The organism is Streptomyces sp. HSS9-12 (genome assembly GCF_054963655.1).
The window spans coordinates 15,686-42,576 of sequence record NZ_JBUEGC010000021.1; the positions used below are offsets into that span (position 1 = coordinate 15,686).

29 protein-coding genes are annotated in these 26,891 nt (G+C 70.7%); 13 read left to right on the forward strand and 16 right to left on the reverse strand.

All coding sequences use genetic code 11. The features are described 5' to 3' along the window. Positions 1 to 32: 32 nt before the first annotated feature. The 4 genes from ACY34J_RS13570 to ACY34J_RS13585 form a co-directional block, all read right to left on the reverse strand. Entirely contained in the window at positions 33 to 584 is a 552-nt protein-coding gene (locus tag ACY34J_RS13570) for a SixA phosphatase family protein (RefSeq protein WP_462726692.1), read from the reverse strand. A 102-nt stretch (positions 585 to 686) separates the two neighbouring features. After that, positions 687 to 908, reverse strand: coding sequence for a hypothetical protein (locus ACY34J_RS13575; protein WP_462726693.1), 222 nt, complete (start codon positions 906 to 908; stop codon positions 687 to 689). Between the two features lie 181 nt (positions 909 to 1,089). Continuing rightward, complete coding sequence (locus ACY34J_RS13580; protein ID WP_462726694.1) at positions 1,090 to 1,209, reverse strand: SGM_5486 family transporter-associated protein; 120 nt, start codon at positions 1,207 to 1,209, stop codon at positions 1,090 to 1,092. 48 nt (positions 1,210 to 1,257) lie between these two features. Next, positions 1,258 to 2,550, reverse strand: a complete 1,293-nt coding sequence (locus ACY34J_RS13585) for a CynX/NimT family MFS transporter (RefSeq protein ID WP_462726695.1) — start codon at positions 2,548 to 2,550, stop codon at positions 1,258 to 1,260. A gap of 85 nt (positions 2,551 to 2,635) precedes the next feature. Here ACY34J_RS13585 and ACY34J_RS13590 point away from each other — a divergent pair, with 85 nt between their 5' ends. Then, entirely contained in the window at positions 2,636 to 3,337 is a 702-nt protein-coding gene (locus tag ACY34J_RS13590) for a FadR/GntR family transcriptional regulator (protein ID WP_462726696.1), read from the forward strand. Positions 3,338 to 3,347: 10 nt separating this feature from the next. On the opposite strand, the gene ACY34J_RS13595 is transcribed toward ACY34J_RS13590, so the two are convergent. From ACY34J_RS13595 to fabG, 3 genes are all read right to left on the reverse strand, one after another. Then, positions 3,348 to 3,725, reverse strand: coding sequence for a hypothetical protein (locus ACY34J_RS13595; RefSeq protein WP_462726697.1), 378 nt, complete (start codon positions 3,723 to 3,725; stop codon positions 3,348 to 3,350). Positions 3,726 to 3,943: 218 nt separating this feature from the next. After that, a complete protein-coding gene (gene fabI, locus ACY34J_RS13600) occupies positions 3,944 to 4,717 on the reverse strand; it encodes an enoyl-ACP reductase FabI (RefSeq protein WP_462726698.1) in 774 nt (257 codons plus the stop codon). 4 nt (positions 4,718 to 4,721) lie between these two features. Further along, on the reverse strand, positions 4,722 to 5,426 hold the full coding sequence (fabG, locus tag ACY34J_RS13605) for a 3-oxoacyl-[acyl-carrier-protein] reductase (protein ID WP_462726699.1): 705 nt from the start codon (positions 5,424 to 5,426) through the stop codon (positions 4,722 to 4,724). Between the two features lie 175 nt (positions 5,427 to 5,601). Here fabG and ACY34J_RS13610 point away from each other — a divergent pair, with 175 nt between their 5' ends. From ACY34J_RS13610 to tyrS, 3 genes are all read left to right on the forward strand, one after another. Continuing rightward, entirely contained in the window at positions 5,602 to 7,128 is a 1,527-nt protein-coding gene (locus ACY34J_RS13610) for a TldD/PmbA family protein (protein ID WP_462726700.1), read from the forward strand. Between the two features lie 88 nt (positions 7,129 to 7,216). After that, positions 7,217 to 8,608: a metallopeptidase TldD-related protein gene (locus ACY34J_RS13615; protein ID WP_462726701.1), complete on the forward strand. Its 1,392-nt coding sequence runs from the start codon at positions 7,217 to 7,219 to the stop codon at positions 8,606 to 8,608. A gap of 123 nt (positions 8,609 to 8,731) precedes the next feature. After that, positions 8,732 to 10,150, forward strand: a complete 1,419-nt coding sequence (gene tyrS, locus ACY34J_RS13620) for a tyrosine--tRNA ligase (protein ID WP_462726702.1) — start codon at positions 8,732 to 8,734, stop codon at positions 10,148 to 10,150. A gap of 72 nt (positions 10,151 to 10,222) precedes the next feature. Here the strand turns inward: tyrS and ACY34J_RS13625 are convergent, their stop codons facing one another. Then, on the reverse strand, positions 10,223 to 10,501 hold the full coding sequence (locus ACY34J_RS13625; RefSeq protein WP_462726703.1) for a GlsB/YeaQ/YmgE family stress response membrane protein: 279 nt from the start codon (positions 10,499 to 10,501) through the stop codon (positions 10,223 to 10,225). Between the two features lie 206 nt (positions 10,502 to 10,707). Here ACY34J_RS13625 and ACY34J_RS13630 point away from each other — a divergent pair, with 206 nt between their 5' ends. Further along, entirely contained in the window at positions 10,708 to 11,082 is a 375-nt protein-coding gene (locus ACY34J_RS13630) for a DUF3099 domain-containing protein (RefSeq protein ID WP_462726704.1), read from the forward strand. A gap of 251 nt (positions 11,083 to 11,333) precedes the next feature. Next, positions 11,334 to 11,555, forward strand: a complete 222-nt coding sequence (locus tag ACY34J_RS13635; protein ID WP_462726705.1) for a hypothetical protein — start codon at positions 11,334 to 11,336, stop codon at positions 11,553 to 11,555. Here ACY34J_RS13635 and moaA read toward each other — a convergent pair. From moaA to ACY34J_RS13650, 3 genes are all read right to left on the reverse strand, one after another. Further along, on the reverse strand, positions 11,538 to 12,527 hold the full coding sequence (moaA, locus tag ACY34J_RS13640) for a GTP 3',8-cyclase MoaA (RefSeq protein ID WP_462726706.1): 990 nt from the start codon (positions 12,525 to 12,527) through the stop codon (positions 11,538 to 11,540). The genes ACY34J_RS13635 and moaA overlap by 18 nt on opposite strands. A 239-nt stretch (positions 12,528 to 12,766) precedes the next feature. Further along, positions 12,767 to 14,389, reverse strand: coding sequence for a solute symporter family protein (locus tag ACY34J_RS13645; protein WP_462726707.1), 1,623 nt, complete (start codon positions 14,387 to 14,389; stop codon positions 12,767 to 12,769). Continuing rightward, positions 14,390 to 14,737, reverse strand: coding sequence for a DUF485 domain-containing protein (locus ACY34J_RS13650; RefSeq protein ID WP_462726708.1), 348 nt, complete (start codon positions 14,735 to 14,737; stop codon positions 14,390 to 14,392). A gap of 565 nt (positions 14,738 to 15,302) precedes the next feature. Between ACY34J_RS13650 and ACY34J_RS13655 the strand changes: the two genes are divergently transcribed. Further along, on the forward strand, positions 15,303 to 16,853 hold the full coding sequence (locus tag ACY34J_RS13655) for a S8 family peptidase (RefSeq protein ID WP_462726709.1): 1,551 nt from the start codon (positions 15,303 to 15,305) through the stop codon (positions 16,851 to 16,853). Positions 16,854 to 16,902: 49 nt separating this feature from the next. Beyond that, positions 16,903 to 18,450 carry a S8 family peptidase gene (locus tag ACY34J_RS13660; protein ID WP_462726710.1) on the forward strand — a complete coding sequence of 516 codons (1,548 nt, stop codon included), beginning with the start codon at positions 16,903 to 16,905 and terminating at the stop codon, positions 18,448 to 18,450. A gap of 140 nt (positions 18,451 to 18,590) precedes the next feature. On the opposite strand, the gene ACY34J_RS13665 is transcribed toward ACY34J_RS13660, so the two are convergent. After that, entirely contained in the window at positions 18,591 to 19,463 is an 873-nt protein-coding gene (locus tag ACY34J_RS13665) for a sterol desaturase family protein (protein WP_462726711.1), read from the reverse strand. Positions 19,464 to 19,720: 257 nt separating this feature from the next. Between ACY34J_RS13665 and ACY34J_RS13670 the strand changes: the two genes are divergently transcribed. From ACY34J_RS13670 to ACY34J_RS13690, 5 genes are all read left to right on the forward strand, one after another. Then, on the forward strand, positions 19,721 to 20,752 hold the full coding sequence (locus tag ACY34J_RS13670) for a DEDDh family exonuclease (RefSeq protein ID WP_462726712.1): 1,032 nt from the start codon (positions 19,721 to 19,723) through the stop codon (positions 20,750 to 20,752). Positions 20,753 to 20,815: 63 nt separating this feature from the next. Next, a complete protein-coding gene (locus tag ACY34J_RS13675; protein ID WP_462726713.1) occupies positions 20,816 to 21,049 on the forward strand; it encodes a hypothetical protein in 234 nt (77 codons plus the stop codon). A 127-nt stretch (positions 21,050 to 21,176) separates the two neighbouring features. Further along, positions 21,177 to 21,968: an SURF1 family cytochrome oxidase biogenesis protein gene (locus tag ACY34J_RS13680; RefSeq protein WP_462726714.1), complete on the forward strand. Its 792-nt coding sequence runs from the start codon at positions 21,177 to 21,179 to the stop codon at positions 21,966 to 21,968. 394 nt (positions 21,969 to 22,362) lie between these two features. Next, the gene (locus ACY34J_RS13685) at positions 22,363 to 24,174 is read left to right on the forward strand and encodes a glycoside hydrolase family 15 protein (protein ID WP_462726715.1); all 1,812 of its coding nucleotides are present in this window, start codon (positions 22,363 to 22,365) and stop codon (positions 24,172 to 24,174) included. 4 nt (positions 24,175 to 24,178) lie between these two features. After that, entirely contained in the window at positions 24,179 to 24,934 is a 756-nt protein-coding gene (locus tag ACY34J_RS13690) for an SDR family oxidoreductase (RefSeq protein ID WP_462726716.1), read from the forward strand. A 57-nt stretch (positions 24,935 to 24,991) separates the two neighbouring features. Here ACY34J_RS13690 and amaP read toward each other — a convergent pair whose 3' ends face one another. From amaP to ACY34J_RS13710, 4 genes are read right to left on the reverse strand one after another with little or no spacing between them, the layout of a single operon-like run. Beyond that, positions 24,992 to 25,588 (reverse strand): alkaline shock response membrane anchor protein AmaP, encoded by a 597-nt coding sequence (gene amaP, locus ACY34J_RS13695; protein WP_462726717.1) that lies wholly within the window; start codon positions 25,586 to 25,588, stop codon positions 24,992 to 24,994. A gap of 8 nt (positions 25,589 to 25,596) precedes the next feature. Then, complete coding sequence (locus ACY34J_RS13700) at positions 25,597 to 26,289, reverse strand: DUF6286 domain-containing protein (protein WP_462726718.1); 693 nt, start codon at positions 26,287 to 26,289, stop codon at positions 25,597 to 25,599. Next, positions 26,286 to 26,696, reverse strand: coding sequence for an Asp23/Gls24 family envelope stress response protein (locus tag ACY34J_RS13705; protein WP_462726719.1), 411 nt, complete (start codon positions 26,694 to 26,696; stop codon positions 26,286 to 26,288). Before ACY34J_RS13705 ends, ACY34J_RS13700 begins: the two co-directional genes overlap by 4 nt. A gap of 3 nt (positions 26,697 to 26,699) precedes the next feature. Beyond that, the gene (locus ACY34J_RS13710; RefSeq protein ID WP_462726720.1) at positions 26,700 to 26,891 is read right to left on the reverse strand and encodes a hypothetical protein; all 192 of its coding nucleotides are present in this window, start codon (positions 26,889 to 26,891) and stop codon (positions 26,700 to 26,702) included.

A 26,891-nucleotide genomic window follows, 5' to 3' on the forward strand; every position in this document is an offset into this window, starting at 1 on the left:
ACGCGCCGGGGCCGTTGGCGGGAGCGGTGTGCCTACTCGTGCGGCGCCCAGTACTGGAGCAGCGTGCCCACCCCGTGCTCCACGGTCTTCCAGGAGCCGTTGAACCCGACCACGGCGATGGCCGCCGTCGGGAAGCCGCTCCGGTTCATCCGGGCAAGGGTGTCCCCCTCCGCCTTGCCCGCGAGGGCGTCGGCCAGGGCGTGGATCCCAGGGTTGTGCCCGACGAGCAGCAGGTCCCGTACGTCGTCGGGCTGCTCGTTGAGCAGCGCCAGGAGGTCGCCGAGCGTGGCTTCGTACAGCCGCTCTTCGTATACGGTCTTCGGCCGCTGCGGCAGCTCGTGGACGAAGAGCTTCCAGGTCTCACGGGTGCGGGTCGCGGTCGAGCAGAGGGTCAGGGCGGGCGTGATGCCGGCACCCGCCAGCCAGCGCCCGGCGACCGGCGCGTCCTTGCGGCCTCGCTCCGCGAGCGGCCGGTCGTGATCCGCCACGTCGGGCCAGTCGGCCTTGGCGTGGCGGAGAAGGACGATCCTGCGGGTTTCCGGGGCGTTCGGGTCGGGTTCCGGGGAAGATGCAGCGACGCTCATGGGTCCCAGCTTCGCATGAAACGTGCTATACGGCGCTGGGTGTTGGGAGGCTGGCCCCGGCACGGGTGACCGCAGGTCCACGCGCCGGGCGCTCGGGGCGGCTCACAGAGCGATACGGAGCAAGACGTCGCGGACCAGCTCCAGAAGCTGGGTGACGGCAGTACCCGGGCCCGCCGCGGCGTGCGCGTCGGCGGGGCTGACGATCAGCGTCAGCAGCCCCGCGAAGGCGCAGGCGGGCAGGGCGACGGCCCACCACGGGAGCCGCGTCTGCACCCTGAGCGAGGCCGTGGGACGGGCGGGGGTGTGGTGGGTAGGGGCCGACATGGCGACCGCCTCCGTGGTCGAGTGGGCCGGATGACGCGGCCGCCTGCCACGGCCGCGCCCCACCGCGTTGTCGCGGTGTGCTCCGAACCTACGGAGCGGGGGATGTCCGGCCTATCCGGTGATCCACCCATGTACCCCTGACCCTGGGCCCCTAGGGGACGAGCCCGAAGGCCTCCGGTCGTCAGCTGGGGGCGGCGATGGTGGCGATGACAGCGATGACCACCGTGATCGCGAGCATCGCGCCGAGAATGAAGAGGAGCTTCTTCTGGCCGTTCTGGGGACGCGGGTCGAGCACTGGCATACCGCCCAGTGTCCCATCCGGCCTACGGCCGCCCCGCCGCGGGGCGGCTCAGACCCCGCGGGCCTCGTCCTCGATGACCCGGTCCCGCCCGGCGAGCATGCCCAGGACGATCTGCAGCACCATCAACGCGCTCATCAGAGCGAGCGGCAGGCCCCACGCACCGCCGTGCTGGTACAGCACACCGATCAGCAGCGGGCCGGGGATCGAGATGAGGTAGCCGACGCTCTGCACGAACGCGGACAGCCCCGCCACACCGGCCCCGGTCCGCGCCCGCATGCCGATCATGGTCAGGACGAGCGGGAACGTGCAGTTGGCGACCCCGAGGAGCAGCGCCCAGCCCCAGGCTCCGGCCGCCGGCGCGAAGTACAGACCCGCATAGCCGGAGAGGCCGCAGACGCCGAGGAGCACGGCCAGCGGGCCCTGATTCGTCATCCGGGCGGCGGCCCGCGGCAGCACAAAGGAGATCGGCACCCCCATCGCCATGGTGACGGCGAGCAGAACCCCCGCGGTCCCGGCCGGGACACCGGCGTCGCGGAAGATCTGCGGCAGCCAGCCCATGGTGACGTACGCGGCGGTGGCCTGGAGGCCGAAGAAGCAGCCGAGCGCCCAGGCGGTGGGGCTGCGCGTCACCCGGACGGCCGGGCCTTCCCGCTGCGCCGCGGGCGCCGGGCCGGACGTCGCAGTCCCACGGCGTTCGCGCAGCAGCGGCAGCCAGGGCAGGACGGCGACGGCGGCGAGGAGTGCCCACATGGCCAGGCCGGCGTGCCAACTGCCGCCCAGCGCCCGGGTCAGCGGCACGGTGACGGCCGCGGCGGCCGAGGTGCCGAGCGCCAGCGCCATGGAGTAGAGACCGGTCATCGAGCCGACCCGGGCCGGGAACCAGCCCTTGATGATCACGGGCATCAGGACATTGCTGACCGCGATACCGGCCAGTGCCAGGGCCGTGGCGGCAAGGAAGCCGACGGTGCCGCCGGTGAAGGGGCGTACGGCGAGGCCCATCGCGATGGCCAGCATTCCGCCGCACACGACGGCGGTCGCGCCCCAGCGGCGGGCGAGCCGCGGCGCGGTGAACCCGAAGACGGCGAAGCACAGCGCGGGTACGGAGGTGAGCAGGCCGGCGGCGGCGGCGCTCATGCCGAGGCCACCGCGCACCTCTTCGAGGAGGGCGCCGAGGCTGGTGACGGCAGGGCGCAGGTTCAGCGCGGCCAGGACGAGGCCGACAACGACGAGCCGGGAGAGCCGGCCGGGCACCGGTCGCGCGGCCGCGGTGGTCGGGGCCGGACCGGCGGGGGCAGCGGGCGGGACACTGGTGTCGAGGGTGTGTATGTCGTCGTCGGCCATGCCAGCCATCATAGAATCATAGGATGATTGGCTGTCCAATCGATTCCGGCCTCGTTATCCGCGTTGTCCGCCGCCGAGGAGAACCATGCCGCTCAGCTCGCCCCGCCGCTCCGCGCTCGCCGACCAGGTGATCGCCGAGCTCCGGAACCAGATCACCTCCGGCGAGTGGCCGGTGGGCTCCCGGATCCCGACCGAGCCCGAGCTCGTCGAGCAACTGGGGGTCGCCCGCAACACCGTGCGCGAGGCCGTGCGCGCCCTCGCCCACAACGGCCTGCTGGACATCCGGCAGGGCTCGGGCACGTATGTGGTGGCGACCAGCGAGCTGGCCGGGGTGATGCACCGGCGGTTCGCGGACGCCGACCCGCTGCACGTCGCCGAGCTGCGCAGCGCCCTGGAGTCCTCGGCCGCCCGGCTCGCCGCGCAGCGCCGTACCGAGCGGGACATCAAGCAGTTGGAGGCGCTGTTGCGGCGCCGCGAGGACGCCTGGGAGTCGCGGGACGCGGAGGCGTTCGTGGAGGCCGATGCCACGCTGCACCTGGCGGTGGTGGCGGCCTCGCACAACGAGGTGCTCACCGCCCTGTACTCGGACCTCAGCGACGTGCTGCGCGCGTTCCTCCGCCGCGATGTCGGTCAGGAGCTGCGCCCCGAGGAGCACATGGACCACAGCCGGCTGATCGAGGCGATCCGGGCCGGGGACGCGGAGACGGCGGGCGCCGAGGCCGCCGCGCATGCGCTCGACTGCCTGCCCGACGCCGAACCGCCGGGCAGCGGGCGGCAGGAGGCCTGAGACAGCGGCGTCAGGTGCGGTGGCTCACCCAGACCTGACGTATGTCCGCCCAGCACCGGTCCGCCAGTTCGACGGTCTCTCCGGGCCCGACATCGACGGTCCCGGCATCCACGTCCAGATCCCACCAGCGGTCGCAGTCGATGTGCAGCTGGACCCGGTCGGTGTCAGGGTTCGGGTTGTGGCACACGGCGGTGGCGCGGGAGCCGTCGACAGCCGTCCGGCACTCGGCCGCCCTTGGCCGCTCCCCCGGGCGCCGGGCCTGGTACGAGCGTTCCCCGTCGTCGCGAGCCGGTGCCGTGGGGACCGGGACGGCCAGTGCGATGGCGATGGTCGGCAGCCCCGCGGCGACCACCAGCAGGGCCGCGGACAGACCACGGGGCATACGCATCGCTGGACCTCCTCGGCTGAACGGCGGCCCGGGGAGCCGCTGCTGCACCTCAAGGGGTTGCTGCTTCCAGCGTGCGCGCCTCAGCAGGGAGGCCGCCCCAACTGCTGGGCCGAATGGGCGACCGGAGCCGGCCCCGCGACCCGGAGTACCAGCGAACGAACAGCGAAAACGCCCTGGTGGCGGCCAGGGCGTTTCGCTGGGGCAGCGCTGGGGTCCGGTCAGGCACCCATCATGTGCACGCCGCCGTCGACGTGGAGGATCTCGCCCGTTGTCTTCGGGAAGAAGTCCGACAGCAGGGCGACCACACCGCGGCCGGCCGGCTCCGGGTCGGCGAGGTCCCAGCCGATCGGGGCGCGGTGGTTCCACACGTCCGCGAGCTCCTCAAAGCCCGGGATGGACTTGGCGGCCATCGACTTGATCGGGCCGGCCGAGATCAGGTTGCAGCGGATGTTCTTCTGGCCCAGGTCGCGGGCGATGTAGCGGGAGGTCGACTCCAGTGCCGCCTTGGCCACGCCCATCCAGTCGTACTTCGGCCAGGCGATCTGCGCGTCGAAGGTCAGGCCGACGACCGAGCCGCCGCGCCGCTCCATCAGCGGCAGGCAGGCCATGGTGAGCGACTTCAAGGAGTACGCCGAGACGTGCACCGCCGTGGAGACGTCCTCCCACGTGGCGTTCAGGAAGTCGAAGGCGCCCTGCGGGCCGAAGGCGATGGAGTGCACGACGCCGTCCAGGTCGACGCCCTCGCCCAGATGCTCACGCACCTTGCCGGCCAGCCCGTCCAGGTGCTCCTGGTTGGTCACGTCCAGCTCGATGACCGGTGCGGGCTTGGGCAGCCGCTTGGCGATCCGCTCGACGAGGGAGAGGCGGCCGAAGCCGGTGAGGATGACCTCGGCGCCCTCGTTCTGGGCGACCTTGGCCGCGTGAAAGGCGATCGAGCCGTCGGTGATGACGCCCGTGACCAGGATGCGCTTGCCTGCGAGGATTCCACTCATGTGATCAGTGACCCATGCCCAATCCGCCGTCAACCGGAATGACGGCTCCAGTGATGTACGAGGCGTCGTCCGACGCGAGGAAGCGCACCGTGGCGGCGATCTCCTCGGGCTGCGCGTACCGGCCGAGCGGCACCTGCTCGAGGATGTTCTGCCGCTGCTCGTCGTTGAGCGCCTTGGTCATGTCGGTGTCGACGAAGCCGGGGGCGACGACGTTGAAGGTGATGTTGCGGGAACCCAGCTCACGGGCGAGCGAACGGGCGAAGCCGATCAGGCCGGCCTTCGACGCGGCGTAGTTCGCCTGGCCCGCGGACCCGAGCAGGCCCACGACGGAGGAGATCAGGACGACACGGCCCTTCTTGGCGCGCAGCATGCCGCGGTTGGCCCGCTTCACCACACGGAACGTACCGGTGAGGTTGGTCTCGAGGACGGTCGTGAAGTCCTCCTCGGACATGCGCATCAGCAGCTGGTCGCGGGTGACGCCGGCGTTGGCCACCAGCACCTCGACCGGGCCGTGCTTCTCCTCGATCTCCTTGTACGCCTGCTCGACCTGCTCGGCATCGGTGATGTCGCACCGTACGGCCAGGAAGCCCGCAGGCGGCTCTCCGGACCGGTACGTTATGGCGACCTTGTCGCCGGCGTCGGCGAAGGCGCGGGCGATGGCGAGGCCGATGCCCCGGTTTCCTCCGGTGACGAGAACCGAGCGGCTCAACGGATCACCCTTTCGGTAGTAGTCAGGTACCACGAAAACTATCGGTCTGGGCCACGTTACGGAGAATCGACGTCCCACAGGGGCACCCGGCGCTCGCTGTCGGGTCCCTACAGAAACCACTGGGCAGTCACCCCGGCGACGCGACATGATCGGGTGACGACTTCGGGAGGATGCCGTGCCCCATTCCATCGACGAGTCCTTCTCGGCGCTGCCGCTCGGCGCGCTCGCGGACGCGGCGCTCGCACGCGCCCGCGCGCTGGGCGCCACGCATGCGGACTTCCGCCTCGAACGGGTGAGAAGCGCTGCCTGGCGGCTGCGCGACGGCAAGACCGCGGGCTCGTCCGACACCACCGACCTGGGGCTCGCGGTGCGCGTGGTGCATGACGGCGCCTGGGGCTTCGCCTCCGGTGTGGACCTGACGATGGACGGGGCGGCGCGGGCGGCGAGCCAGGCGGTGGCGATGGCGAAGCTGTCGGCGCAGGTGATCGCCGCGGCGGGGTCGGACGAGAGGGTGGAGCTGGCGGACGAGCCGGTGCACCCCGACCGCACCTGGGTATCCGCGTACGACATCAATCCGTTCGACGTGCCGGACGCCGACAAGAGCGGACTGCTGGCGGAGTGGAGTCACCGGCTGCTGGCGGCGGACGCGGTCGCCCATGTGGACGCGTCGCTGCTGACCGTCCAGGAGAACAAGTTCTACTCGGACACGGCGGGCACCACCACCACCCAGCAGCGCGTACGGCTGCACCCGCAGCTCACGGCGATCGCGGTGGATCCGGACAGCGGCGAGTTCGACCAGATGCGCACGCTGGCCCCGCCCGTCGGCCGCGGCTGGGAGTATCTGACCGGCACCGGCTGGGACTGGGATGCGGAGCTGGCGCAGATCCCGGAGCTGCTCGCGGAGAAGATGCGCGCGCCGAGCGTGGAGCCGGGGGCGTACGACCTGGTCATCGACCCGTCGAACCTGTGGCTGACCATCCACGAGTCGATCGGCCACGCCACCGAACTGGACCGGGCGCTGGGCTACGAGGCGGCGTACGCGGGCACCTCCTTCGCCACTCCTGACCAGCTGGGCAAGCTCCGGTACGGCTCCGAGATCATGAATGTGACCGGGGACCGGACGGCCGAGCACGGGCTGGCCACGGTCGGGTACGACGACGAGGGCGTGGCCGCCCAGTCCTGGGACCTGGTCAAGGACGGCATCCTCGCCGGCTACCAGCTCGACCGGCGGATCGCGAAGCTGTGCGGCTTCGAGCGGTCCAACGGCTGCGCCTACGCCGACTCGCCCTCCCATGTGCCGGTGCAGCGCATGGCGAACGTCTCGCTGCAGCCGGCGCCCCGCGGGCCTTCGACGCAGGAGCTGATCTCGGGGGTCGAGCGCGGCATCTACGTGGTCGGCGACCGCTCGTGGTCCATCGACATGCAGCGCTACAACTTCCAGTTCACCGGACAGCGCTTCTTCAGGATCGAGAACGGCCGGCTGGCCGGGCAGCTGCGCGATGTCGCGTACCAGGCGACCACGACCGACTTCTGGGGCTCGATGGCGGCGGTGGGCGGTCCGCAGACCTACGTCCTGGGCGGGGCCTTCAACTGCGGCAAGGCGCAGCCGGGCCAGGTCGCGGCCGTTTCCCACGGCTGCCCGTCGGCGCTGTTCCGCGGCGTCACCATTCTGAACACCACGCAGGAGGCAGGCCGTCCATGAGCGACGCGCGCGCGGCCGCCGGGCCGCACCGGGCAACCATTCCCCCGCCTCTGCGCCGCGCGGGCGGAGAAGCGAACAAGGAGCAGGGATGACCAGTACGACCAAGCCGCATGAGGTGGTCGAGCGCGCCCTCGAGCTGTCCCGTGCCGACGGCTGCGTGGTGATCGCGGACGAGGAGTCCAGCGCCAACCTCCGCTGGGCGGGCAACGCGCTGACGACCAACGGTGTCACCCGCGGCCGCACCCTCACCGTCATCGCCACCGTGAACGGCGCCCAGGGCACCGCGGCCGGTGTCGTATCGCGGTCCGCCGTCACCGCCGACGAGCTGGAGCCGCTGGTGCGGGCCGCCGAGGCCGCCGCGCGAGAAGCGGGCCCCGCCGAGGACGCGCAGCCGCTCGTCGAGGGTGTCCCGGCCTCCCCGGACTTCACCGAGGCTCCTGCCGAGACCTCCTCGGAGGTGTTCGCGGCCTTCGCCCCCGCGCTCGGGGAGTCGTTCGCGCGGGCCCGCGCGGGCGGCCGCGAGCTGTACGGGTTCGCCAATCACCAGCTGGTCTCCAGCTACCTGGGCACCTCCACGGGACTGCGGCTGCGCCACGACCAGCCCACGGGCACGCTCGAGCTCAACGCCAAGTCCCCGGACCGTTCGCGCTCGGCATGGGCGGGCAGGGCCACCCGTGACTTCCGGGACGTCGACGTGGCGGCGATGGACGAGGAGCTGGCGGGGCGGCTGACCTGGGCGCAGCGCCGCATCGACCTGCCCGCGGGGCGCTATGAGACCCTGCTGCCGCCCACTGCCGTGGCGGACCTGCTGGTGTACCAGATGTGGTCGTCCTCGGCCCGGGACGCTGTCGAGGGCCGAACGGTCTTCAGCAAGCCGGGCGGTGCCACGCGCCTCGGGGAGAAGATCTCCGACCTGCCGCTGACGCTGCGCAGCGACCCCGGCGAGCCCGGTCTGGAGGCGGCGCCGTTCGTCCTCGCTCACGCGTCGGGCGACGAGACGTCGGTCTTCGACAACGGTCTGCCGCTCTCCCCCACCGAGTGGCTTCGGGACGGCGAGCTGACGCGCCTGGTCGCCTCGCGGCACACCGCCCAGCTCACCGGAATGCCGGTCGCCCCCGCCATCGACAACCTGATTCTCGACGGTGGCGACGGCCGTGCGCTTCAGGAGATGGTCGCGGACACCGAGCGAGGGCTGCTGCTGACCTGTCTGTGGTACATCCGCGAGGTCGACCCGGCGACGCTGCTGCTCACCGGCCTGACCCGGGACGGCGTCTATCTGGTGGAGAACGGCGAGGTCGTCGGCGAGGTCAACAACTTCCGCTTCAACGAGTCCCCGGTGGACCTGCTCTCCCGGGTCACCGAGGCGGGCCGTACGGTGCCGACGCTGCCACGTGAGTGGAGCGACTGGTTCACCCGCGCGGCCATGCCCGCCCTGCGGATCCCGGACTTCAACATGAGCTCGGTCAGCCCGGGCGTGTGACGAAATAGAATCGCCCCTGTCCACCCGCGATCCTCAGGAACGACATACCGCGGTCTCCCGGGGTCCCGTACCTTCCGGGCCCCGCCGTGGGGCTTCCGTACCGAATTGAGAAGGACAACGTCAGTGACACGCCTCGGCGACTCCGTCGCTCGCACCAGTGAGCTGCTGGTGCAGGACCTCTCTTCCGACAAGGCCGTGGAGCAGCTGCTCACGGAGACGAAGGCGAGGCGCTTTCTCGACCTGTCGGATCTGTCCGCGAAGGACCAGGCGGAGCTGATCGCCGCCCGGAGCGTGGAGCTCCTGCCGGGCCCGGACCGGCTCGCCGAGCGGATCGAGGCACGCCGGTCGGAGGGCAAGGGCCTGCACATCAAGCTGGGCATCGACCCGACGGCTGCGGATGTGCACCTCGGGCATGTGGTGCCGATGGTCGTCCTCAATCGCTTCCAGCGGATGGGCCACGACGTGACCCTGATCATCGGGGACTTCACGGCCAAGATCGGCGACCCGACGGGCCGTACGGCCGAGCGCCCGCCGCTGACCGACGAGGACATCGCCCGGAACCTGGCGGGCTACCGGGACCAGGTCCGGCCGTTCTTCGACTTCGAGAAGGTCAGCTTCCGGCAGAACAGCGAGTGGCTGGCCCCGTACACCTTCCCTGAGCTGCTGGGCCTGCTCTCCCAGGTGCCGGTCGCGCAGCTGCTGCAGCGCGAGGACTTCCGCGACCGGCTGTCGGCCGGCTCCGGCCTCACGATGTCGGAGCTGCTCTACCCGGTCGCGCAGGGCCTGGATTCGGTGGCGCTGGAGTGCGACGTCGAGCTGGGCGGCGCGGACCAGCTGCTCAATCTGCAGCTGGGCCGGAAGCTGATGGAGCTCAAGGGCCAGACGCCGCAGCTGGTCGTCACCATGCCGCTGATCGAGGGCACGGACGGCACCGGCGCCAAGATGAGCAAGTCCAAGGGCAACTACATCGCACTGTCCGCCTCCGCGGACGATGTGTTCGGCAAGATCATGTCGATTCCGGACCGGCTGATGACCCCGTACCTGCGGGCCTGGACGGAGTGGACCGACGACGAGATCGACACGGTGACCCGGCGGCTGGAGAACAAGTCGCTGCACCCGATGGACCTGAAGAAGGTGCTGGCGGGCGAGGTCGTGGCGGCGCTGTACGACGTGGAGACCGCGATGGCGGCCCGCGCGGGGTTCGTGGCGCAGTTCTCGAAGAAGACCTTCGCCGAGGTCGAGTCGCTGCCGACGGTCGATGCGGCCGAGCATGGCGCGGAGAGCGTGGCGGCGGTGCTCACCAAGGTGCTGGAGTTCACTCCGAGCGCCTCGGCTGCCCGCCGGATCGCCAAGCAGAACGGTCTTCGGCTGGTCGTGGAGACCGAGAACGGCCAGCAGACGGTCGTCCTGGACGAGCCCGCGGCCATCAGCCCGCTGCGCGAGGTCGTGACGCAGAAGCTCGAGGCCGCGGGTCTGGTCGCGAACCCCGGTGGCGTCTACCTCAAGGCGGGCCGCAAGATCGCCCACATCGAGGGGCTGTAGAACACCCAACGCTACGGCGGCTGGGCGCTGACGTGCCCGGCCGCCGTCGTGTGCCGGTCCAAGGTCGGTCCGTCAGGCGGCGCGCCTGCCGCCGCCGCGGATGGCCCCCCACAGGGGCGTGCCCAGCGCGACGATCAGGACGGCTCCGGCCAGTTGCAGCAGATGGCGGCCCCAGTCGATGCCGGGGGTCGCCGCGATCCCGAGCCAGCCGGCGACGGCATTGCCCAGAATGCTGCCCAGGATGCCGAAGACGCACGTCAGCCAGAGGGGGATGTTCTGCTTGCCGGGCAGGATCGCCTTGGCGATCAGACCCAGTACGAGTCCCACGATGATGGCCCACAACCAGCCCATAGCTGCCTCCTCGTACGGCACGGGTCGCACCGCTGTCGTCAGTCGGGTTCCCTACGATGCACGCAGGATGCCTGTCTACTCGATTTGGCGGTGTGGGGGCGGTCCGGCGCAGCCCGCCCCTGTCTCGAGCACGGCGGGGCCGCGGCGTACCGTTGAGGGTGTCCGGGACCGGGAGGCCCGGCTCAGATGGCAGGTGATGGAACGTGATGCGGAAGCAGCACAGCCCCCAGGTCTTCCGGATCACAGGGGCGCGTGCCGGGCTCGCTGATGACGTGCGCGGCCGGCAGCGGCGTTACGTGATCTCGATGACCGTACGGACGCTGTGCTTCCTGCTGGCCGTGGTGCTGTGGAATGTTGAACGCCATGTGGCGATGGTTGCCCTGGTACTGGGCTTCATCCTGCCGTACATCGCCGTGGTGATCGCCAACGCGGGCCGCGAGAACGCTCCGTCGCTTCCCTCCACCTTCATCCAGGCACCGGGCCGGCCCATGCTCCCGGGCGGGCCTGCACAGGCCGATTCGGAACGGGTTCCGGAAGCACCTGCTGCACAGCCGGAGGAGCAGTCGCGCGGGCAGAGCTGAGGCCGCGTCCGCGTAAACGGGGGCTCCCAAGCTCAAGAAGAGCTCAGATCAATCATGTGGTTCCGGTGCACTGGGCCGGGTCCCCCGTGACATACTGCGTAGGCGCTCCGCATCCCCCGTCGGAGCGACGGACCGACGCCGGGCGGCTCCCCCCGTGGCTGCCCGGCGTCGCCATGTCCGCGGGCAGTTCGGCGCGGTGTCTGGGGGGGTTCGGCCGGTCGCTCGGCCAAGGGAATGCAGACTTGGTGACCGTGAACGACAAAACGCCGATCTGCTCGGCCAAGGGCTGCCGTGCCGCCGCCGTATGGGTGCTGGCCTGGAACAACCCGAAGATCCATACGCCCGAGCGCCGCAAGACCTGGCTCGCGTGCGAGGAGCACCGCGAGCACCTGTCGAAGTTCCTCGGTGTCCGCGGCTTTCTGAAGGACGTGGTGAGGCTGGAGGACTGGGAGGCGTCAGCCGCCGATCGCTGACATCGGGCGGTCGGGCTGCAGGAAGGACGGGTCGTCGAGACCGGACCCGGCCTTCTTCCCCCACATCGCCCGCTTCCACAGCCTCGCGATGTCCTCGTCGGGGGCGCCGGAGCGCAGGCTCTCGCGCAGATCCGTCTCCTCCCGCGCGAACAGACAGGTGCGCACCTGGCCGTCGGCGGTGAGCCGGGTGCGGTCGCAGGCCCGGCAGAAGGGCCGGGTGACGGAGGCTATGACGCCGACCCGCGCCGGGCCGCCGTCGACGAGCCAGCGCTCGGCCGGGGCGGAGCCGCGCTCCTCCTGGTCCTCGGGAGTGAGCTCGAACCGGGTGCGCAGGCTCGCCAGGATGTCCCCGGCGGTGATCATGCCGTCGCGCTTCCAGCCGTGCTGGGCGTCAAGTGGCATCTGCTCGATGAAGCGCAGCTCGTAGTCGTTCTCGATGGCCCAGGCCAGCAGGTCGGGCGCCTCGTCGTCGTTGAGCCCCGGCATCAGCACGGCGTTGACCTTGACCGGGTTGAGGCCGGCGGTGCGCGCCGCCGCCAAGCCGGCCAGCACGTCGTGGTGCCGCTTGCGGCGGGTGAGGGCCTCGAAGACCTCCGGGCGCAGGGTGTCGAGGGAGACGTTGACGCGGTCCAGTCCCGCGTCCTTCAGGGCATTGGCGGTGCGCTGCAGGCCGATGCCGTTCGTGGTCAGTGACATCTTGGGGCGCGGCTCGAGGGCGGCGCACCGCTCGACAATGCCGGCGAGGCCGGGGCGGAGCAGCGGCTCGCCGCCGGTGAAGCGGATCTCGGTGATGCCAAGGCTGGTGACGGCGATACGGATCAGCCGGACGATCTCGTCATCGGTGAGGAGTTGGGGTTTGGCCAACCACTGCAGGCCCTCTTCCGGCATGCAGTACGTACAGCGCAGGTTGCAGCGGTCCGTGAGGGAAACCCTCAGGTCGGTGGCGACGCGACCGTACGTGTCGATGAGCATGGCTGCGGCCCCTCCCACGGACTCGTCTGGCCGGTGCCCCGGCCAGAAACCCATTGTCTCGCAGCGTACGCGATGCGTCCCATCGTAAACAGTTCGTTGAAGTAGCAGCTCAGCTGCGATGCGTGATCGGTACTGCTACGCCCAGCGCTTGATGCCGGAATGTCCCCGCCCATCCGTCCTCACAGGACGGATGGGCGGAGAAGGAAGGTGCGCCCGGCGGGAGAGGGTCGGTCGCCCCCTCAGTGGGCGCCGCTTCCGGTGAGGGAGCGCACCTCCAGCTCTGCGTACTTCTCCGCGTCCGGCTGCTCCTTGGAGACCACCGAGCCCAGCCAGCCGAGCAGGAAGCCCAGCGGGATGGAGATCAGGCCCGGGTTCTCCAGCGGGAACCAGTGGAAGTCCAGGCCGGGGAACATCGAGGTCTCCTTGCCGGAGACGACCGGCGAGAAGAGCACCAGCAGGACGGAGGAGGCCAGGCCTCCGTAGATGGACCACAGCGCGCCCTGGGTGGTGAAGCGCTTCCAGAACAGGCTGTAGAGGATGGTCGGAAGGTTCGCCGAGGCCGCGACCGCGAAGGCCAGCGCGACCAGGCCCGCGACGTTGAGTCCGCGCGCGAAGACCCCGAGCACGATGGCGACGGTGCCGATCCCGACGGTGGCCCACCGCGCCGCGGCGACTTCCTCCTTCTCGGTGGCCTGGCCCTTGCGGACGACATTCACATACAGGTCGTGTGCGAAGGAGGACGAGGAGGCCAGCGTCAGGCCCGCCACGACCGCGAGGATCGTGGCGAACGCGACCGCCGAGATCACGGCGAGCAGGATCGCACCGCCCGCCGAGTCCGCACCGCCGCCGAGTTCCTGGGCCAGCAGCGGGGCCGCGGTGTTGCCCGCCTTGTTGGAGGCCACGATCGCCTCCGGCTTGATCAGGGCGGCGGCGCCGAAGCCCAGCGCGATCGTCATCAGATAGAAGCCGCCGATGATGCCGATCGCCCAGTTCACCGAGTTACGGGCGGCCTTGGCGGTGGGCACCGTGTAGAAGCGGATCAGGATGTGGGGCAGTCCCGCGGTGCCGAGGACGAGGGCCAGCCCGAGGGAGATGAAGTCGAGCCGGGAGAGGTCGGAGACCCCGTACTTCAGTCCCGGCTCCAGGAAGGCGGAGCCCTTGCCGCTGTTCTCGGCGGCCGCACCGAGCAGCGTGGAGATGTTGAAGTCGAACTTGAGCATCACCAGGAAGGTGATCAGCAGCGTGCCCGCGATGAGCAGGACGGCCTTGACCATCTGCACCCAGGTGGTGCCCTTCATGCCGCCGATGGACACGTACAGGATCATCACGATGCCGACGAGGATGACGATGAGGATCTTCCCGGCCTCGCTGGTGATGCCGAGCAGCAGCGACACCAGCGCCCCGGCGCCCGCCATCTGCGCCAGCAGATAGAAGATCGACACCACGATGGTCGAGGTACCGGCGGCGGTGCGGACCGGGCGCTGTCGCATCCGGTACGCGAGCACGTCGCCCATGGTGAACCGGCCGGAGTTGCGTAGCGGTTCGGCGACCAGCAGCAGCGCCACCAGCCAGGCAACGAGGAAGCCGATGGAGTACAGGAAGCCGTCGTACCCGAACAGGGCGATCGCTCCGGCGATGCCGAGGAAGGACGCGGCCGACATGTAGTCGCCGGAGATGGCCAGGCCGTTCTGGAAGCCGGAGAACTGCCGGCCGCCGGCATAGAAGTCCTCGGCGCCCTTGGTCTGGCGGCCCGCCCATACGGTGATGGCGAGGGTCGCGGCGACGAAGACCGCGAAGAGGGTGGTGATCAGGGCTCGGTGCTCGCCGGCGCCCTGGGCGGCGAGCTGGATCGTGTCGCTCATTTATGCGTCGCCCTCCAGGCGGGACTTGATCGCCTCGGCCCGCGGGTCGAGCTTGGCCTCGGCGTGGCGCGAGTACCACCACGCGATGAGGAAAGTGGTCACGAACTGTGCGATGCCGAAGACGAAGGCGATGTTGATGTTGCCGAGCACCTTGGTCCCCATGAAGCCGCCCGCGTAGTTGGACAGCAGGACGTACAGCAGGTACCAGACGATGAAGGCGACCGTCAGGGGGAAAGCGAAGGAGCGGTAGGCACGGCGGAGTTCGGCGAATTCAGCGCTCTCCTGCACCTCGCGGTAGGGCTGGGTGGTGCCGGTCGCCTCTTCGGGCGGCGGTGATTCGGTGTACACGGAGGTCTCCTGTCGGATGCGGCTGCGCGGGCGAAGCGTTACGTGAGCCGGATCACGCCGGTCCGGATTCGGCATGGTAGGGGTGTGCGCAACGGTTGCGACAGAGGCAGTGGTTGAATTCCGCAGGATCGGCTGAATGAGCCGACACCGGCCGCCTCCACGGTCGTTGACCTCGATGTGAACGACCCGTCGAGCCTCCAGCCGCCGCCCGGGCCTGCCCGGCGTCCGTATGGCATGGTCAGGCTGCCCGCGGCGGTGACGGTCGCTCAGACCGTCCGACGGGCCGGTTCGACCGATCCCCGGCGGTGGTACGGGCCCCGCGTGCCGCTGCCGCCGCTGAGCATGAAGGCCCTGCGCGTCGACTCGTCAGGGCGCTGAGTCCTGCCACTGATTCACTCGTACGGACCTGACGGCTTCGGCCATCCGGACCAACTCCGTGGGGAATCCGGGCTTTTCGTCGGAATCCATTGATCAGATCAACAGTTCGGCGCTAGCTTCCGTCGTCATGTACCCGTCCACGCGCGACCCGCGCATCGGACGGTCCCACGGATGATGTGGAGAACCCATGGTTCATCTCCGACCCAGACGCGGACGAGTGCTCGCAATGCCGGTCGGCCTCGCGCTCACCGCGTCTCTCGGACTCCTGCCCGGTGTCATCGCCTCGGCGGCACCGGCAGCCGCGCAGAGCACGCCCACGGCGGCGTCCGCAACCCAGGACGGCCCCGTGCTGTCGTACGTGGTGAACACCGCCACCGACGCCGGCACGCTCAGCAGGGTGAAGAGGGCGATCGCCCAGGCCGGCGGCGCCGTGGTCACCGCCCACGACAAGATCGGCGTGATCGTCGTGCACTCGGCGAACCCCGACTTCGGACCGACCATCCGCTCGGTCCAGGGCGTACAGTCGGCCGGCGCCACCCGCACCGCCCCGCTCAAGGCCGTCTCGACCACCGATGTCGGCAAGCCGGAGAAGGCGGCGGAGCCGAAGTCCGCCGCCGCCCTCAAGGCCGCCAAGACCTCGGGCAAGGAGCCGCTGGAGTCCCTGCAGTGGGACATCCCGGCCATCAAGGCCGACCAGGCGGCGCGGATCGACCCGGGCAGCCGGGATGTCACGGTCGCGGTCATCGACACCGGTATCGACGACACCCACCCGGACCTGGCGCCCAACTTCTCCGCCAGGCAGTCGGCCAACTGCGTCGGCGGGGTGCCGGACACCACCAAGGGCGCCTGGCGCCCGTACAACCCGGCCGAGGACTACCACGGCACGCACGTCGCCGGCACCATCGCGGCCGCGCGCAACAACACCGGCGTCGCCGGGGTCGCCCCGGGCGTGAAGGTCGCCGCCATCAAGGTCAGCGAGCCGGAGACGAGCCTGTTCTTCGCCGAGTCGGTCGTCTGCGCCTTCGTCTTCGCCGCGGACCACGGTGTCGAGGTCACCAACAACAGCTATTACGTCGACCCGTGGCTGTTCAACTGCAAGGACGACCCGGACCAGAAGGCCATCCTCGACGCTGTCGACCGGGCGGCGCAGTACGCGCAGCGCAAGGGCGTGGTCAACGTCGCCTCCGCCGGCAACTCCAACGCCGACCTGGCATCCGACACATTCGTCGACAAGACCAGCCCGGACGACTCCACCCCGGTCGAGCGGACCGTCAACCCGCGCGAGTGCTTCGACATCCCGGCGCAGCTGCCGGGCTTCGTCACGGTCTCCGCGACCGGTCCCAAGACCCTCAAGTCGTACTACTCCAACTACGGCCTGGGACAGATCGACGTGGCGGCCCCCGGCGGTGACAAGTACCAGGTGCCCGAACTGCCCGCCAAGGACGGCCGGATCCTGTCCACGATGCCGGGCGGCGACTACGCCTTCCTCCAGGGCACATCGATGGCCGGCCCGCATGTCGCCGGCGTCGCCGCGCTCCTGAAGAGCTCGCACCCGGACGCCGGCCCGCAGGAGATCCAGTGGCTGCTCAAGGCGCAGGCGGACAACCCGGGTTGTCCGACCCAGCCGTACGACCCCGACGGCGACGGCACGGTCAACGCCACCTGCACCGGCACCCAGAACATCAACAGCTTCTACGGCTACGGCATCGTCGACGCCCTGGACGCGGTCGAGCAGTGATGTGCGCATCAGCTCCTTCCACCCGTCTCCTGACCGAAGTGGAGAATCCATGACGACACGCTCCTCCAGACGCCCGCGCCGCCGCGCCGTGGCGATATCCGTCGGCACGGCCCTGGCCACGGCGCTCGCCTGCGTCCCGGCCGCGGCCAGCGCCGCTCCCCTCGACACCACCGGCACGACGGCGTCGGCGCAGACGGCGGCCGACGGCCAGTCGCTGAGCTACGTCGTCAACGTCCGTCCGGGCGCTTCGACTTCCGCGTATGTGAAGAAGGCGATCGCCCGGGCCGGCGGTACGGTCGTCCTGTCGTACGACCGGATCGGCGTCATCGTCGTCCACTCGGCGAACCCCGACTTCGCCAAGCAGATCCGCGGGGTGCGCGGCGTCTCCTCGGCGGGCGCCACCCGTACCGCGGCGCTGCCCGCCCAGTCCACGACCGATCTCGGCACCCCCAAGCTGCTGAGCTCCGCGCAGGCCGAGGCCGCCGCGCGGCAGGCCGCCGCCGACGAGGACCCGCTGCAGCCGCTGCAGTGGGACCTGCCCGCCATCAAGGCGGACAAGGCGCACGAGAAGTCGCTGGGCAGCAGAAACGTCACGGTCGGCGTCATCGACACCGGCGTGGATGACACCCACCCCGACATCGCGCCCAACTTCGACCGCCAGGCGTCGGTCAACTGCGTCACCGGAAAGCCGAACACCGCGGACGGCGCCTGGCGTCCGGGCGCGCAGGAGAGCCCGCACGGCACGCACGTCGCGGGCGAGATCGCCGCCGCCAAGAACGGCATCGGCGTCACCGGTGTCGCCCCGGGCGTCAAGGTCTCCGGCATCAAGGTCTCGACCCCGGACGGCTTCTTCTACACCGAGGCGGTCGTCTGCGGCTTCGTCTGGGCCGCCGAGCACGGCATCTACGTGACCAACAACAGCTATTACGTCGACCCGTGGATGTTCAACTGCACAGACGACCCGGACCAGAAGGCGCTTGTCGAGGCCCTCGGCCGGGCCACGCGCTACGCCGAGCGCAAGGGCGCGGTGAACGTGGCCGCCGCGGGCAACTCCAACTTCGACCTCGCCGCTGACTCGATCACCGACGACTCCAGCCCCAACGACACCACGCCGGGTGAGCGCACCATCGACCCGAGCGAGTGCCTGGACATCCCGACCCAGCTGCCGGGTGTCGTCACGGTCTCCGCGACCGGGGCGAAGGGCCTGAAGTCCTCGTTCTCCAACTACGGCCTCGGGGTCATCGACATCGCCGCGCCGGGCGGGGACAGCACCCGCTACCAGGCCCCGCCGCCCCCGGCCGTCAGCGGTCTGATCCTCGGCCCGATTCCCGGTGGCGGATACGGGTACATGGCCGGTACGTCGATGGCCTCCCCGCACGTGGCCGGCGTCGCGGCGCTCATCAAGAGCACCCATCCCTCCGCCTCCCCCACGGCCGTCAAGGCCCTGCTGGCGGCGGGAGCGGACGACGCCGACTGCCCCGAGCCGTACGACATCAACGGCGACGGCAAGGCCGACGCGGTGTGTGAGGGCGGCACCGGCTACAACGGCTTCTACGGCGCGGGCATCACGGACGCGCTGGACGCGGTCACGAAGTAGTTCCCGGCATCACAAACGGGCGGTACTCCGGGATCCCGGGGTACCGCCCGTTTCACGAGGTCACGACTTCATGAGGTCACGACTTCATGAGGTCACGACTTCACGAGGTCACGACTTCACGAGGTCACGACTTCACGAGGTCACGACACGGCCGAACGCTGCGGCTCGGCCGCCGGCGCGGACGCCTCCGGCTGCCAGCCCGGGCCCCGTACCACGCGCCCGACGCGCTCTCGCCAGCTGCGGGCGGCCGCGAAGTCGCGGGCGATCGCGACGTACTCGTGCGTGGCCACGCGCAGCGGGTTGTAGGTGGAGATGTTCTTGGTGAGCCCGTACTCGGGCCGCTCGGTCTCCGGTGTGAAGGAGCCGAAGAGCCGGTCCCAGATGATGAGGATGCCGCCGAAGTTGCGGTCGAGGTAGCTGCCTTGGGACGCGTGGTGAACCCGGTGGTGGGAGGGCGTGTTGAAGACGTACTCGATGGGCCGGGGCAGCTTGTCTATCCGCTCGGTGTGGATCCAGAACTGGTAGACGAGGTTGGCCGAGGAGCAGAAGGCGAGCGCCGCCGGGTGCACACCGCAGGCGATCAGCGGTACATAGAACGGCCAGACCGTCCACGTCGTCCACGGCTGGCGCAGCGCGGTGCTGAGGTTGAACTTCCGGCTGGAGTGGTGCACCACATGACAGGCCCACAGGATGCGGATCACATGGTGGCCGCGGTGCGACCAGTAGTAGAAGAAGTCCTGGGCGAGCAGCATCAGCGGCAGCGTCCACCACAGCACCGGCACGCGCAGCGGCGTGAGTTCGTAGATCGCGGCATAGATGGCGACGATCGGGATCTTCCACAGCGCGTCGAAGACGAGGCTGCCGAGTCCCATACTGATACTGGTCGCGGCGTCCTTGGCCTCGTACCCCGCGGCGTCCTCGTCGGGGTGGAGCCGGTAGCTCACGATCTCCAGGACGGTGAGCAGGACGAAGGCGGGTATCGACCACAGCACGACATCGGGCAGGTGCGGCATGCCCGCACCATAAGGGCGCTGGTAGGGGTGCGGCTAGGGGTTGTTACCGACAAGTATGGTCTCTCGTTGCCTCGAGTACGCGAAGGTCTGCGGAGCAGCGCCCTCCGTATCGTGGACAGCTGGAAACTGACGAGCCGTCATGCCGGGCAGGTCGGCGGACGAGTCGCGTGCCGGAGCCAGGCCGCCGCCTGAGTGAACGGTTCGGCAGCACCGGGGCGGACGTTCGCTGTCAGCAGCGGCCCGTATTCTCATGGACCATGCTCGAAGACCGCTCGGCAGCCGCACCGTCCACCGCGCAGCAGTCCGCACCACCGGTGTCCCCGTGGCCGACGGCGTACCCGCAGGGGTACGCCGTCGTTGACGTCGAGACCACGGGCCTGGCGCGTGACGACCGGATAGTGTCGGCGGCCGTCTACCGGCTCGACGCGCGGGGCGAGGTGGAGGACCACTGGTACACCCCGGTCAACCCGCAGCGGGATCCCGGACCGGTCTGGATCCACGGACTCACCAGCGAGATGCTGGCTGACGCACCACTGTTTCCGGACATTGCGGAGGAGTTGTCCTCCCGACTTGACGGCCGGGTCCTGGTCGCGCACAACGCGGTGTTCGACTGGTCGATGCTCGCCCGCGAGTACGCGCGGGCCAAGCGCACCGCGCCCGTACGCCAGCGCCTGTGCACCATCACCCTCTCCAAGGAGCTCGGACTGCCGCTGCCCAACCACAAACTGGAGTCGCTCGCCGCGCACTACGGCATCGTGCAGCAGCGCGCCCACCACGCCCTGGACGACGCCCGCGTGCTCGCCGAGGCCTTCCGGCCGAGCCTGCACCGCGCGGCCGCCGCCGGCGTACGGCTGCCGCTGCTCGCCTGCCAGCCGCTCACCGAGTGGTCGGACACTCCCGGCCCGATCGGCTACCAGCGGTCGTACGGCTCAGGCTCCGGTGCCCGGTACGGCGCCGGCAGCTGGCGCCCCAGCCGCAAGCGCCCGGCCTGCCCGTACCCGAACCCGGGCCGGTACGAGCCGGGCAAGCCCTTGGTGCAGGGCATGCGGGTGGCCTTCTCCGGGGACACCTCCGTCGACCGCGAGCTGCTGGAGGACCGCGCCTTCGAGGCGGGCCTGCACATCGCCACCAGTGTGTCGCGGCTCACCAGCCTGCTCGTCACCAACGACCCGGACTCGGGCACCTCCAAGGCGGCCAAGGCGCGGTCCTTTGGCACGCCGGTCGTCGACGAGGCGGCGTTCATGCAACTGCTCCAGGATGTCGCCCCGGCGACGCCGTCATCCGAGTGAACGCGGCGCGACGCGCCCGCCTGCGCTCCCCGTCCGCCCCCTCACGGTCGCACCCTGTGGCCCATGGCTACATGCGAGGTTTGCGGAAACGACTACGGAATGGCCTTTGAGGTGCACGCGCAGGGCCAGGTGCACGTCTTCGACTGCTTCGCCTGCGCCATCCACCGGATGGCGCCGATCTGCGAGCACTGCCGGGTGCAGATCATCGGGCAGGGCGTGCAGGCGAACGGGCAGTTCTTCTGCGGCGCCCACTGCGCCCGCGCCGAAGGGAAGGAAGGCATCGTCGACCACGTCTGAGGACACGTACATTCTGAGGACACGTACATGACACATCACCCCGGCCGTCCCGGGCTCCGGCCGACCCGGACCCGGCTGCCGGGGCCCACCCGACCAGCACCCCACGACCGAGTTGTACGGTCGTGGGGTGTACCGCTTCCTGTTGTCCCGGCAGTGGGTGATTCTCACCCTCGTGGCTCTCGTGCTCATCCCCGTGATGATCAAGCTGGGCTTCTGGCAGCTGCACCGCCATGAGCACCGCGTGGCCCAGAACAAGCAGATCGCGGACGCTCTCGCCGCGCACCCGGTCCCGGTGGAGAAGCTCACCTCCCCCGGCCACGTCGTCCCCGGCTCGGACCGATGGCATCCGGTGACGGCCGTGGGCGCGTACGACACCCGGCACGAGGTTGTGGTCCGCCAGCGGACGGCCGCCGACGAGCAGACCATCGGGTACTACGTCCTCACCCCGCTGATCATGAAGGACGGGCGGGCCGTCCTGGTCAACCGCGGCTGGATCCCCCCCGGCGACGACCTCACCCGCTTCCCGAAGGTCCCGGCCGCGCCCGCGGGCGAGGTCACCGTCACCGGCCGGCTGATGCCCGACGAGACGACCGCCGAGAGTGGCATCAAGGACAGGCAGGGCCTTCCGGACCGCCAGGTCATGCTGATCAACAGCAAGCAGCAGGCGAAGCGGCTGCCCCAGCCGGTTCTCGGCGGCTATATCGAGCTCACCGGGACCTCCCCGAAGGCGCCCTCCGGCCGGCCCGAGCTCGTCCCGGCCCCGGACCACAGCAGCATCGGCCCGCACATGGCGTACGCCTTCCAGTGGTGGCTGTTCGCCGCGGGGGTGCCGGTCGGCTGGGTGGTACTGGTCCGCCGCGAACTGAAGGACCGGCGGGCCGGCGCCGAGGAGCACACAGAGGTCCCGGTCGCCGCCTGACCACGGGACGTGGCCGGGTCAATCGCCGGAGGAGCCCCGGTTCGTGCAGGTCAAGCAGGTCGAGGCTGAACGTGCTCCGTGGTTGGCGGCTCATGACGGGTTGCGGGATCGGCGATTTGGTGACGGCTCCACGGTGATCCGGACCCATGCGCCGAAAGACGGATGGGGCATAGGTACAGCTGCGTGCTTTGAGCCGGCCGCTGAGCCTGAAGCGGCGCGCTCGGCTGACTGCGCCCCTCCCGTGCGGACCGTGCCCCCGGCCGCCTGGCACCCGTGGTGACCTGCACCGGCGCAGGAACGGGAGCCCCCAAGGAGCCCGAGCAAGGTCGCGCTCCTGGAATGCTCCGGGCCCGCTGCGGGCAGGGGAATCACGGAACCCTTGAAAGGCGGCACCGTGCCAGGACGCATCGAGGACTACGCGCTTATCGGCGATCTGCAAACGGCCGCCCTCGTCGGCAAGGACGGCTCCATCGACTGGCTGTGCCTGCCCCGCTTCGACTCAGGAGCCTGTTTCGCCGCACTGCTGGGCGACGAGGAGAACGGCCACTGGCGCCTGGCCCCGGCCTCCGCCTGGGGGCACCTCCCAGGCGAAGCTCTGGGGGACTGTACCCACCGCTCGTACCGCGATGGCACCCTGGTCCTGGACACGGTGTGGGAGACCGACTCCGGTACCGTCAAGGTCACCGACTTCATGCCCCACCGCGACCGCGCGCCCGACGTCGTCCGGATCGTCGAGTGCATCTCCGGCCGGGTCGTCATGAGCAGCGACGTCCGGCTGCGCTTCGACTACGGCCATATCGTGCCCTGGGTGCGGCGCGCCGACGGACACCGGATCGCGATCGCGGGCCCGGACTCGGTCTGGCTGCGCAGCGAGCCCCGGATCACCATGTACGGCCAGGCCCCCTCCACCCGTGCCGACTTCACCGTCACCGAGGGGGAACGCATCGCCATCGTCCTCACCTGGCACCCCTCGCACGAGAAGCGGCCGCGCCGCATCGATCCGTACGAATCCCTGGACAGCTGCGTCCACGACTGGCAGGCGTGGGCGGACGGCTGCCGCTACACCGGCCCGCATCGCGATGCCGTCCTGCGCTCGCTCATCACCCTCAAGGCCCTCACCTACAGCCCCAGCGGCGGGATCGTGGCGGCTGCCACCACCTCGCTCCCCGAGGTGATCGGCGGCGTCCGCAACTGGGACTACCGCTTCTCCTGGCTACGGGATTCGACACTCACCCTGAACGTGCTGCTCGCCAGTGGCTATCTCGAAGAGGCCACCGCCTGGCGGGACTGGCTGCTGCGGGCCGTCGCCGGCGACCCCGCCGATCTGCAGATCATGTACGGGATCGCGGGCGAGCGACGGCTGACGGAGTACGAGGTGCCGTGGCTGCGGGGCTATGAGGGGTCGGTCCCGGTCCGGGTCGGCAACGCGGCGGTCGAGCAGCTGCAGCTCGATGTGTACGGAGAGGTCCTGGACACCTTCTACCTGGCGCGGGAACGCGGTATGCCCGCGGAGGAGGACGCCTGGAACCTCCAGCAGGCGCTGCTCGAGTTCCTGGAGGGCAACTGGCATCGGCCGGACGAAGGACTGTGGGAGGTGCGCGGGCCGCGCCGGCACTTCGTCCATTCCAAGGTCATGGCGTGGGTAGCGGCCGATCGCGCCGTCCGCACGATGGAGAAGCATCCGGAGCTGGCGAGGGACATCGACCGCTGGCGAGCGATGCGGGATGAGGTCCACGCGGAAGTGTGCAGCAAGGGCTACGACCCGGACCGCAACACCTTCACCCAGTTCTACGGGTCCGCCGAGCTGGACGCGGCCACCCTCCTCATCCCCCAGGTCGGCTTCCTCCCGCCCACAGACCCGCGCGTCGTCGGCACCGTGGACGCCGTCCGCCGCGGGCTGGATCACGGCGGCCTGGTACGCCGCTACTCCCAGGACGACAGCCAGGTGGACGGCCTGCCGGGCGCCGAAGGGGCGTTCATCGCCTGCTCCTTCTGGCTCGCGGACGCCCTGCACGCCACCGGCCGCGACAAGGATGCCCACGAGCTTTTCGAACGGCTGCTGTCCCTGCGCAACGACGTCGGTCTGCTCTCCGAGGAGTGGGACCCGGACGCGCAGCGCCAGTTGGGGAACTTCCCGCAGGCATTCAGCCATGTGGGCCTGGTCCATACCGCCCTCTCGCTCTTCGGGACCGATACGAGAGCATGAGGGCATGGATCTCGAACTCAAGGACCGCGTGTACGTGGTCACCGGCGGCAGCCGCGGCCTCGGGCTGGCGACGGCGCGCGAACTGGTCGCCGACGGCGCCAGGGTGGTGGTGAGCAGCCGCGACGAGAAGAGTGTCGCTGCCGCGGCCGCCGATCTCGGGCCGAGCGCGGTGGGCGTCGCCGCCGACAACTCCGACCTGGCGACCGCCGAGCGGCTGATCGCCACGGCCCGGGCGCAATTCGGGCGTTTCGACGGCATCCTCATCAGCGTGGGCGGGCCGCCGCCGGGCCTGGCCACGGACAACACGGACGAGCAGTGGCGGGCGGCCTTCGAGTCGGTCTTCCTCGGCGCGGTGCGGCTCGCGCGGACCGCGGCCGCGGAGCTGTCCGATGGCGGCGTGATCGGCTTCGTCCTGTCCGGCTCGGTCCACGAGCCCATCCCCGGGCTGACGATCTCCAACGGCCTGCGGCCGGGCCTCGCGGGCTTCGCCAAGTCCCTGTCCGTGGAGCTCGGACCGCGCGGGATCCGGGTCGTCGGCCTGCTGCCCGGCAAGATCGACACGGACCGGGTGCGGGAGCTCGACGCGCTCTCGGGCGACGCGGAGGCGGCGCGTGCGCGGAGCTCGGCGGCGATTCCGCTCCGCCGCTACGGGACGCCGAAGGAGTTCGGCAGGGTGGCCGCGTTCCTCCTCTCGCCGGCCGCGTCGTACGTCACCGGCGTCATGCTCCCGGTGGACGGCGGCTTCCGCCACGGCTTCTGACCGCCTCCGGCGGTCATGAGTCAGTCCGCCGGCCAGCCCGTGTCCGCGCCCGGGGGCCTACATCACACGCCGCGGCCGGTGCCGTACGGCCCTCAGGCGGACCTCTGCCGGGAGGCGGTCCAGCCCCGCCGAGTCGCGGGCGTGGGCCAGCGCCTCCCGGCTCAGCCGCTCCAGCGCATCCGCCGGCTCCGCCCGCGGCTCCAGTTGCAGGGCGGCCCGGGCGGCCGGGGCCGTACCCCGCCCCCGCAGCAGGACATGCGCCCCCGACACCCCGTCCAGCGACTCCGCCTCCGCCGCCAGCACGCCCTCCAGCGCCCGGCCCCGCACCCGCGCCCCCGCGCCGTCGCCGTTGCCGACGAGGACTTCGCCGAGGCGGCTGCGCCGGAACTGGGCCAGCAGCCACCACAGCAGAAGGAGCAGCAACACGCCCAGGACGGCGAAGACGGTCGGCCACCACCAGGCCTCGTCCCGGAACCGGGTACGCCCCTCGTCACCCAGCACCACATCGTGCGGCCCGGTGAGGAACCACCAGCTCGGCATCGTGAAGCCCCAGCGCCGCTGCAGGTCCAGCCCCCCGAGCAGCACCCCTCCGCCGAGCGCGAGCAGCACTAGCCCAGCCAGCCCCAGCAGCACCCGGTTGACGGTCCTGAGCATGTGTCACCTCACCTCTTCGCCGGTCGGCGCACATGCACGGACAGGACGGGCGGCCGGGCCAGCCCCAGCTCCCGCAGGCCCGCGACCAGCGCCGCGTCCACCTCGCCGCGGACCTCGTCGAGATCCCGGAAGTGGGCCTGCGCCGAGGCCCTGACCCGGTGCCGGCCGACGGCGACCTTCACCGACTGCACCCCGGACACCTCCATCGCCCGGTCGCGCAGAACCAGCGAGGCGGCGGTCCGGTCGAGCCAGGCCCGTACGTCGGCTCCGCCCGGGCCCGCGGGCGCGCGCATCGGCAGGAGCCCGCGCCGCCCCGGCGTGAGGGCGAGCACCAGCAGCCACAGCCCCACCACGATCGCGATCACGGCTCCGGCGAGCATCCAGCTGTCGTCCAGAGGGCGTTCCGCCAACTCGTCGGCGAGCCGGCGGCGCCAGGCCATCGCGGACCGTCCGGCCCGTACGGCCGCCACGTCGTACAGCAGCAGCCCCACACCGGCGGCCGAGAGAGCGGCGACGATCGCCGCCGGAACACGCCGGGTCGACCAGTGCCGCCGGGCTCGTCCGCCGCCGCCCCCGTGGTCGTACGCCGAGGCGGACGCGGACTGCTTCAGGTCCCCGGGGCCGCCAGTGCCCTGGTCGACCTCGCGCTCGACGGTCGGCAGCCGCCGGGTGGCATCCGCGTTCGGCTCGGTGTCGCTCATCTGACCCGCTCCCGGTCCGCATGCCGCGTCTGCGCCGAATGCAGCCGATCGACGAACACCGAGACCTCGGGCACCTCCATGCCCGCCAAACTGCGGACGCGTTGGGTGACTTCACGACGTACGGCGCCGCAGCGCGCACCAATGTCGGAGGGGTAACCCAGCTCCACGGAGATCCGCACCCGGGCCTCGAGCTGGGGTGCGCCGCCGCCCTGCGCGCGGGCACGGGCCACCGACGCCGTCGCATGCGGCATCGTCCGCTCGACAGGCACCAGGGGCGCCTCGGGCGCCTCGCGTAGCACCTCGCGGGCCGCCTGCGCGGCGATCTTCGCGATGACCCGGTCGGCGATATGGGTGGCCCCCCGCTCACGGGCGGGCACCAGCGCCGCCGCTGCCTCCCCCGGCGCCACCGCTCACCGCCGCCGTTCGTCGCGCTCGCGGGGCCGGAAGAAGTCCCCGGGTTCCCAATCGCCTTCCAGGAAGCGGCCGACCACGAACCCGACGGCGCCCAGCGCCGCCACCAGCAGGAAGGCTCCGAAGCCGCCGAAGTATCCGGCGAAGCCCAGCGCCATTCCGGCAATCAGGCCGACCAGGGCCATGTTCAT

Coding starts and splice junctions, on each gene's coding strand:
- ACY34J_RS13570 (WP_462726692.1), bottom strand. CDS start 584: ATGAGCGTCGCTGCATCTTCCCCGGAACCCGACCCGAACGCCCCGGAA.
- ACY34J_RS13595 (WP_462726697.1), bottom strand. CDS start 3,725: ATGCGTATGCCCCGTGGTCTGTCCGCGGCCCTGCTGGTGGTCGCCGCG.
- ACY34J_RS13710 (WP_462726720.1), bottom strand. CDS start 26,891: ATGAACATGGCCCTGGTCGGCCTGATTGCCGGAATGGCGCTGGGCTTC.
- amaP (WP_462726717.1), bottom strand. CDS start 25,588: ATGCTCAGGACCGTCAACCGGGTGCTGCTGGGGCTGGCTGGGCTAGTG.
- ACY34J_RS13575 (WP_462726693.1), bottom strand. CDS start 908: ATGTCGGCCCCTACCCACCACACCCCCGCCCGTCCCACGGCCTCGCTC.
- ACY34J_RS13630 (WP_462726704.1), top strand. CDS start 10,708: ATGCGGAAGCAGCACAGCCCCCAGGTCTTCCGGATCACAGGGGCGCGT.
- ACY34J_RS13660 (WP_462726710.1), top strand. CDS start 16,903: ATGACGACACGCTCCTCCAGACGCCCGCGCCGCCGCGCCGTGGCGATA.
- ACY34J_RS13690 (WP_462726716.1), top strand. CDS start 24,179: ATGGATCTCGAACTCAAGGACCGCGTGTACGTGGTCACCGGCGGCAGC.
- ACY34J_RS13645 (WP_462726707.1), bottom strand. CDS start 14,389: ATGAGCGACACGATCCAGCTCGCCGCCCAGGGCGCCGGCGAGCACCGA.
- ACY34J_RS13675 (WP_462726713.1), top strand. CDS start 20,816: ATGGCTACATGCGAGGTTTGCGGAAACGACTACGGAATGGCCTTTGAG.
- ACY34J_RS13655 (WP_462726709.1), top strand. CDS start 15,303: ATGGTTCATCTCCGACCCAGACGCGGACGAGTGCTCGCAATGCCGGTC.
- fabI (WP_462726698.1), bottom strand. CDS start 4,717: ATGAGTGGAATCCTCGCAGGCAAGCGCATCCTGGTCACGGGCGTCATC.
- moaA (WP_462726706.1), bottom strand. CDS start 12,527: ATGCTCATCGACACGTACGGTCGCGTCGCCACCGACCTGAGGGTTTCC.
- ACY34J_RS13590 (WP_462726696.1), top strand. CDS start 2,636: ATGCCGCTCAGCTCGCCCCGCCGCTCCGCGCTCGCCGACCAGGTGATC.
- ACY34J_RS13700 (WP_462726718.1), bottom strand. CDS start 26,289: ATGAGCGACACCGAGCCGAACGCGGATGCCACCCGGCGGCTGCCGACC.
- ACY34J_RS13615 (WP_462726701.1), top strand. CDS start 7,217: ATGACCAGTACGACCAAGCCGCATGAGGTGGTCGAGCGCGCCCTCGAG.
- ACY34J_RS13665 (WP_462726711.1), bottom strand. CDS start 19,463: ATGCCGCACCTGCCCGATGTCGTGCTGTGGTCGATACCCGCCTTCGTC.
- ACY34J_RS13670 (WP_462726712.1), top strand. CDS start 19,721: ATGCTCGAAGACCGCTCGGCAGCCGCACCGTCCACCGCGCAGCAGTCC.
- ACY34J_RS13625 (WP_462726703.1), bottom strand. CDS start 10,501: ATGGGCTGGTTGTGGGCCATCATCGTGGGACTCGTACTGGGTCTGATC.
- ACY34J_RS13580 (WP_462726694.1), bottom strand. CDS start 1,209: ATGCCAGTGCTCGACCCGCGTCCCCAGAACGGCCAGAAGAAGCTCCTC.
- ACY34J_RS13585 (WP_462726695.1), bottom strand. CDS start 2,550: ATGGCCGACGACGACATACACACCCTCGACACCAGTGTCCCGCCCGCT.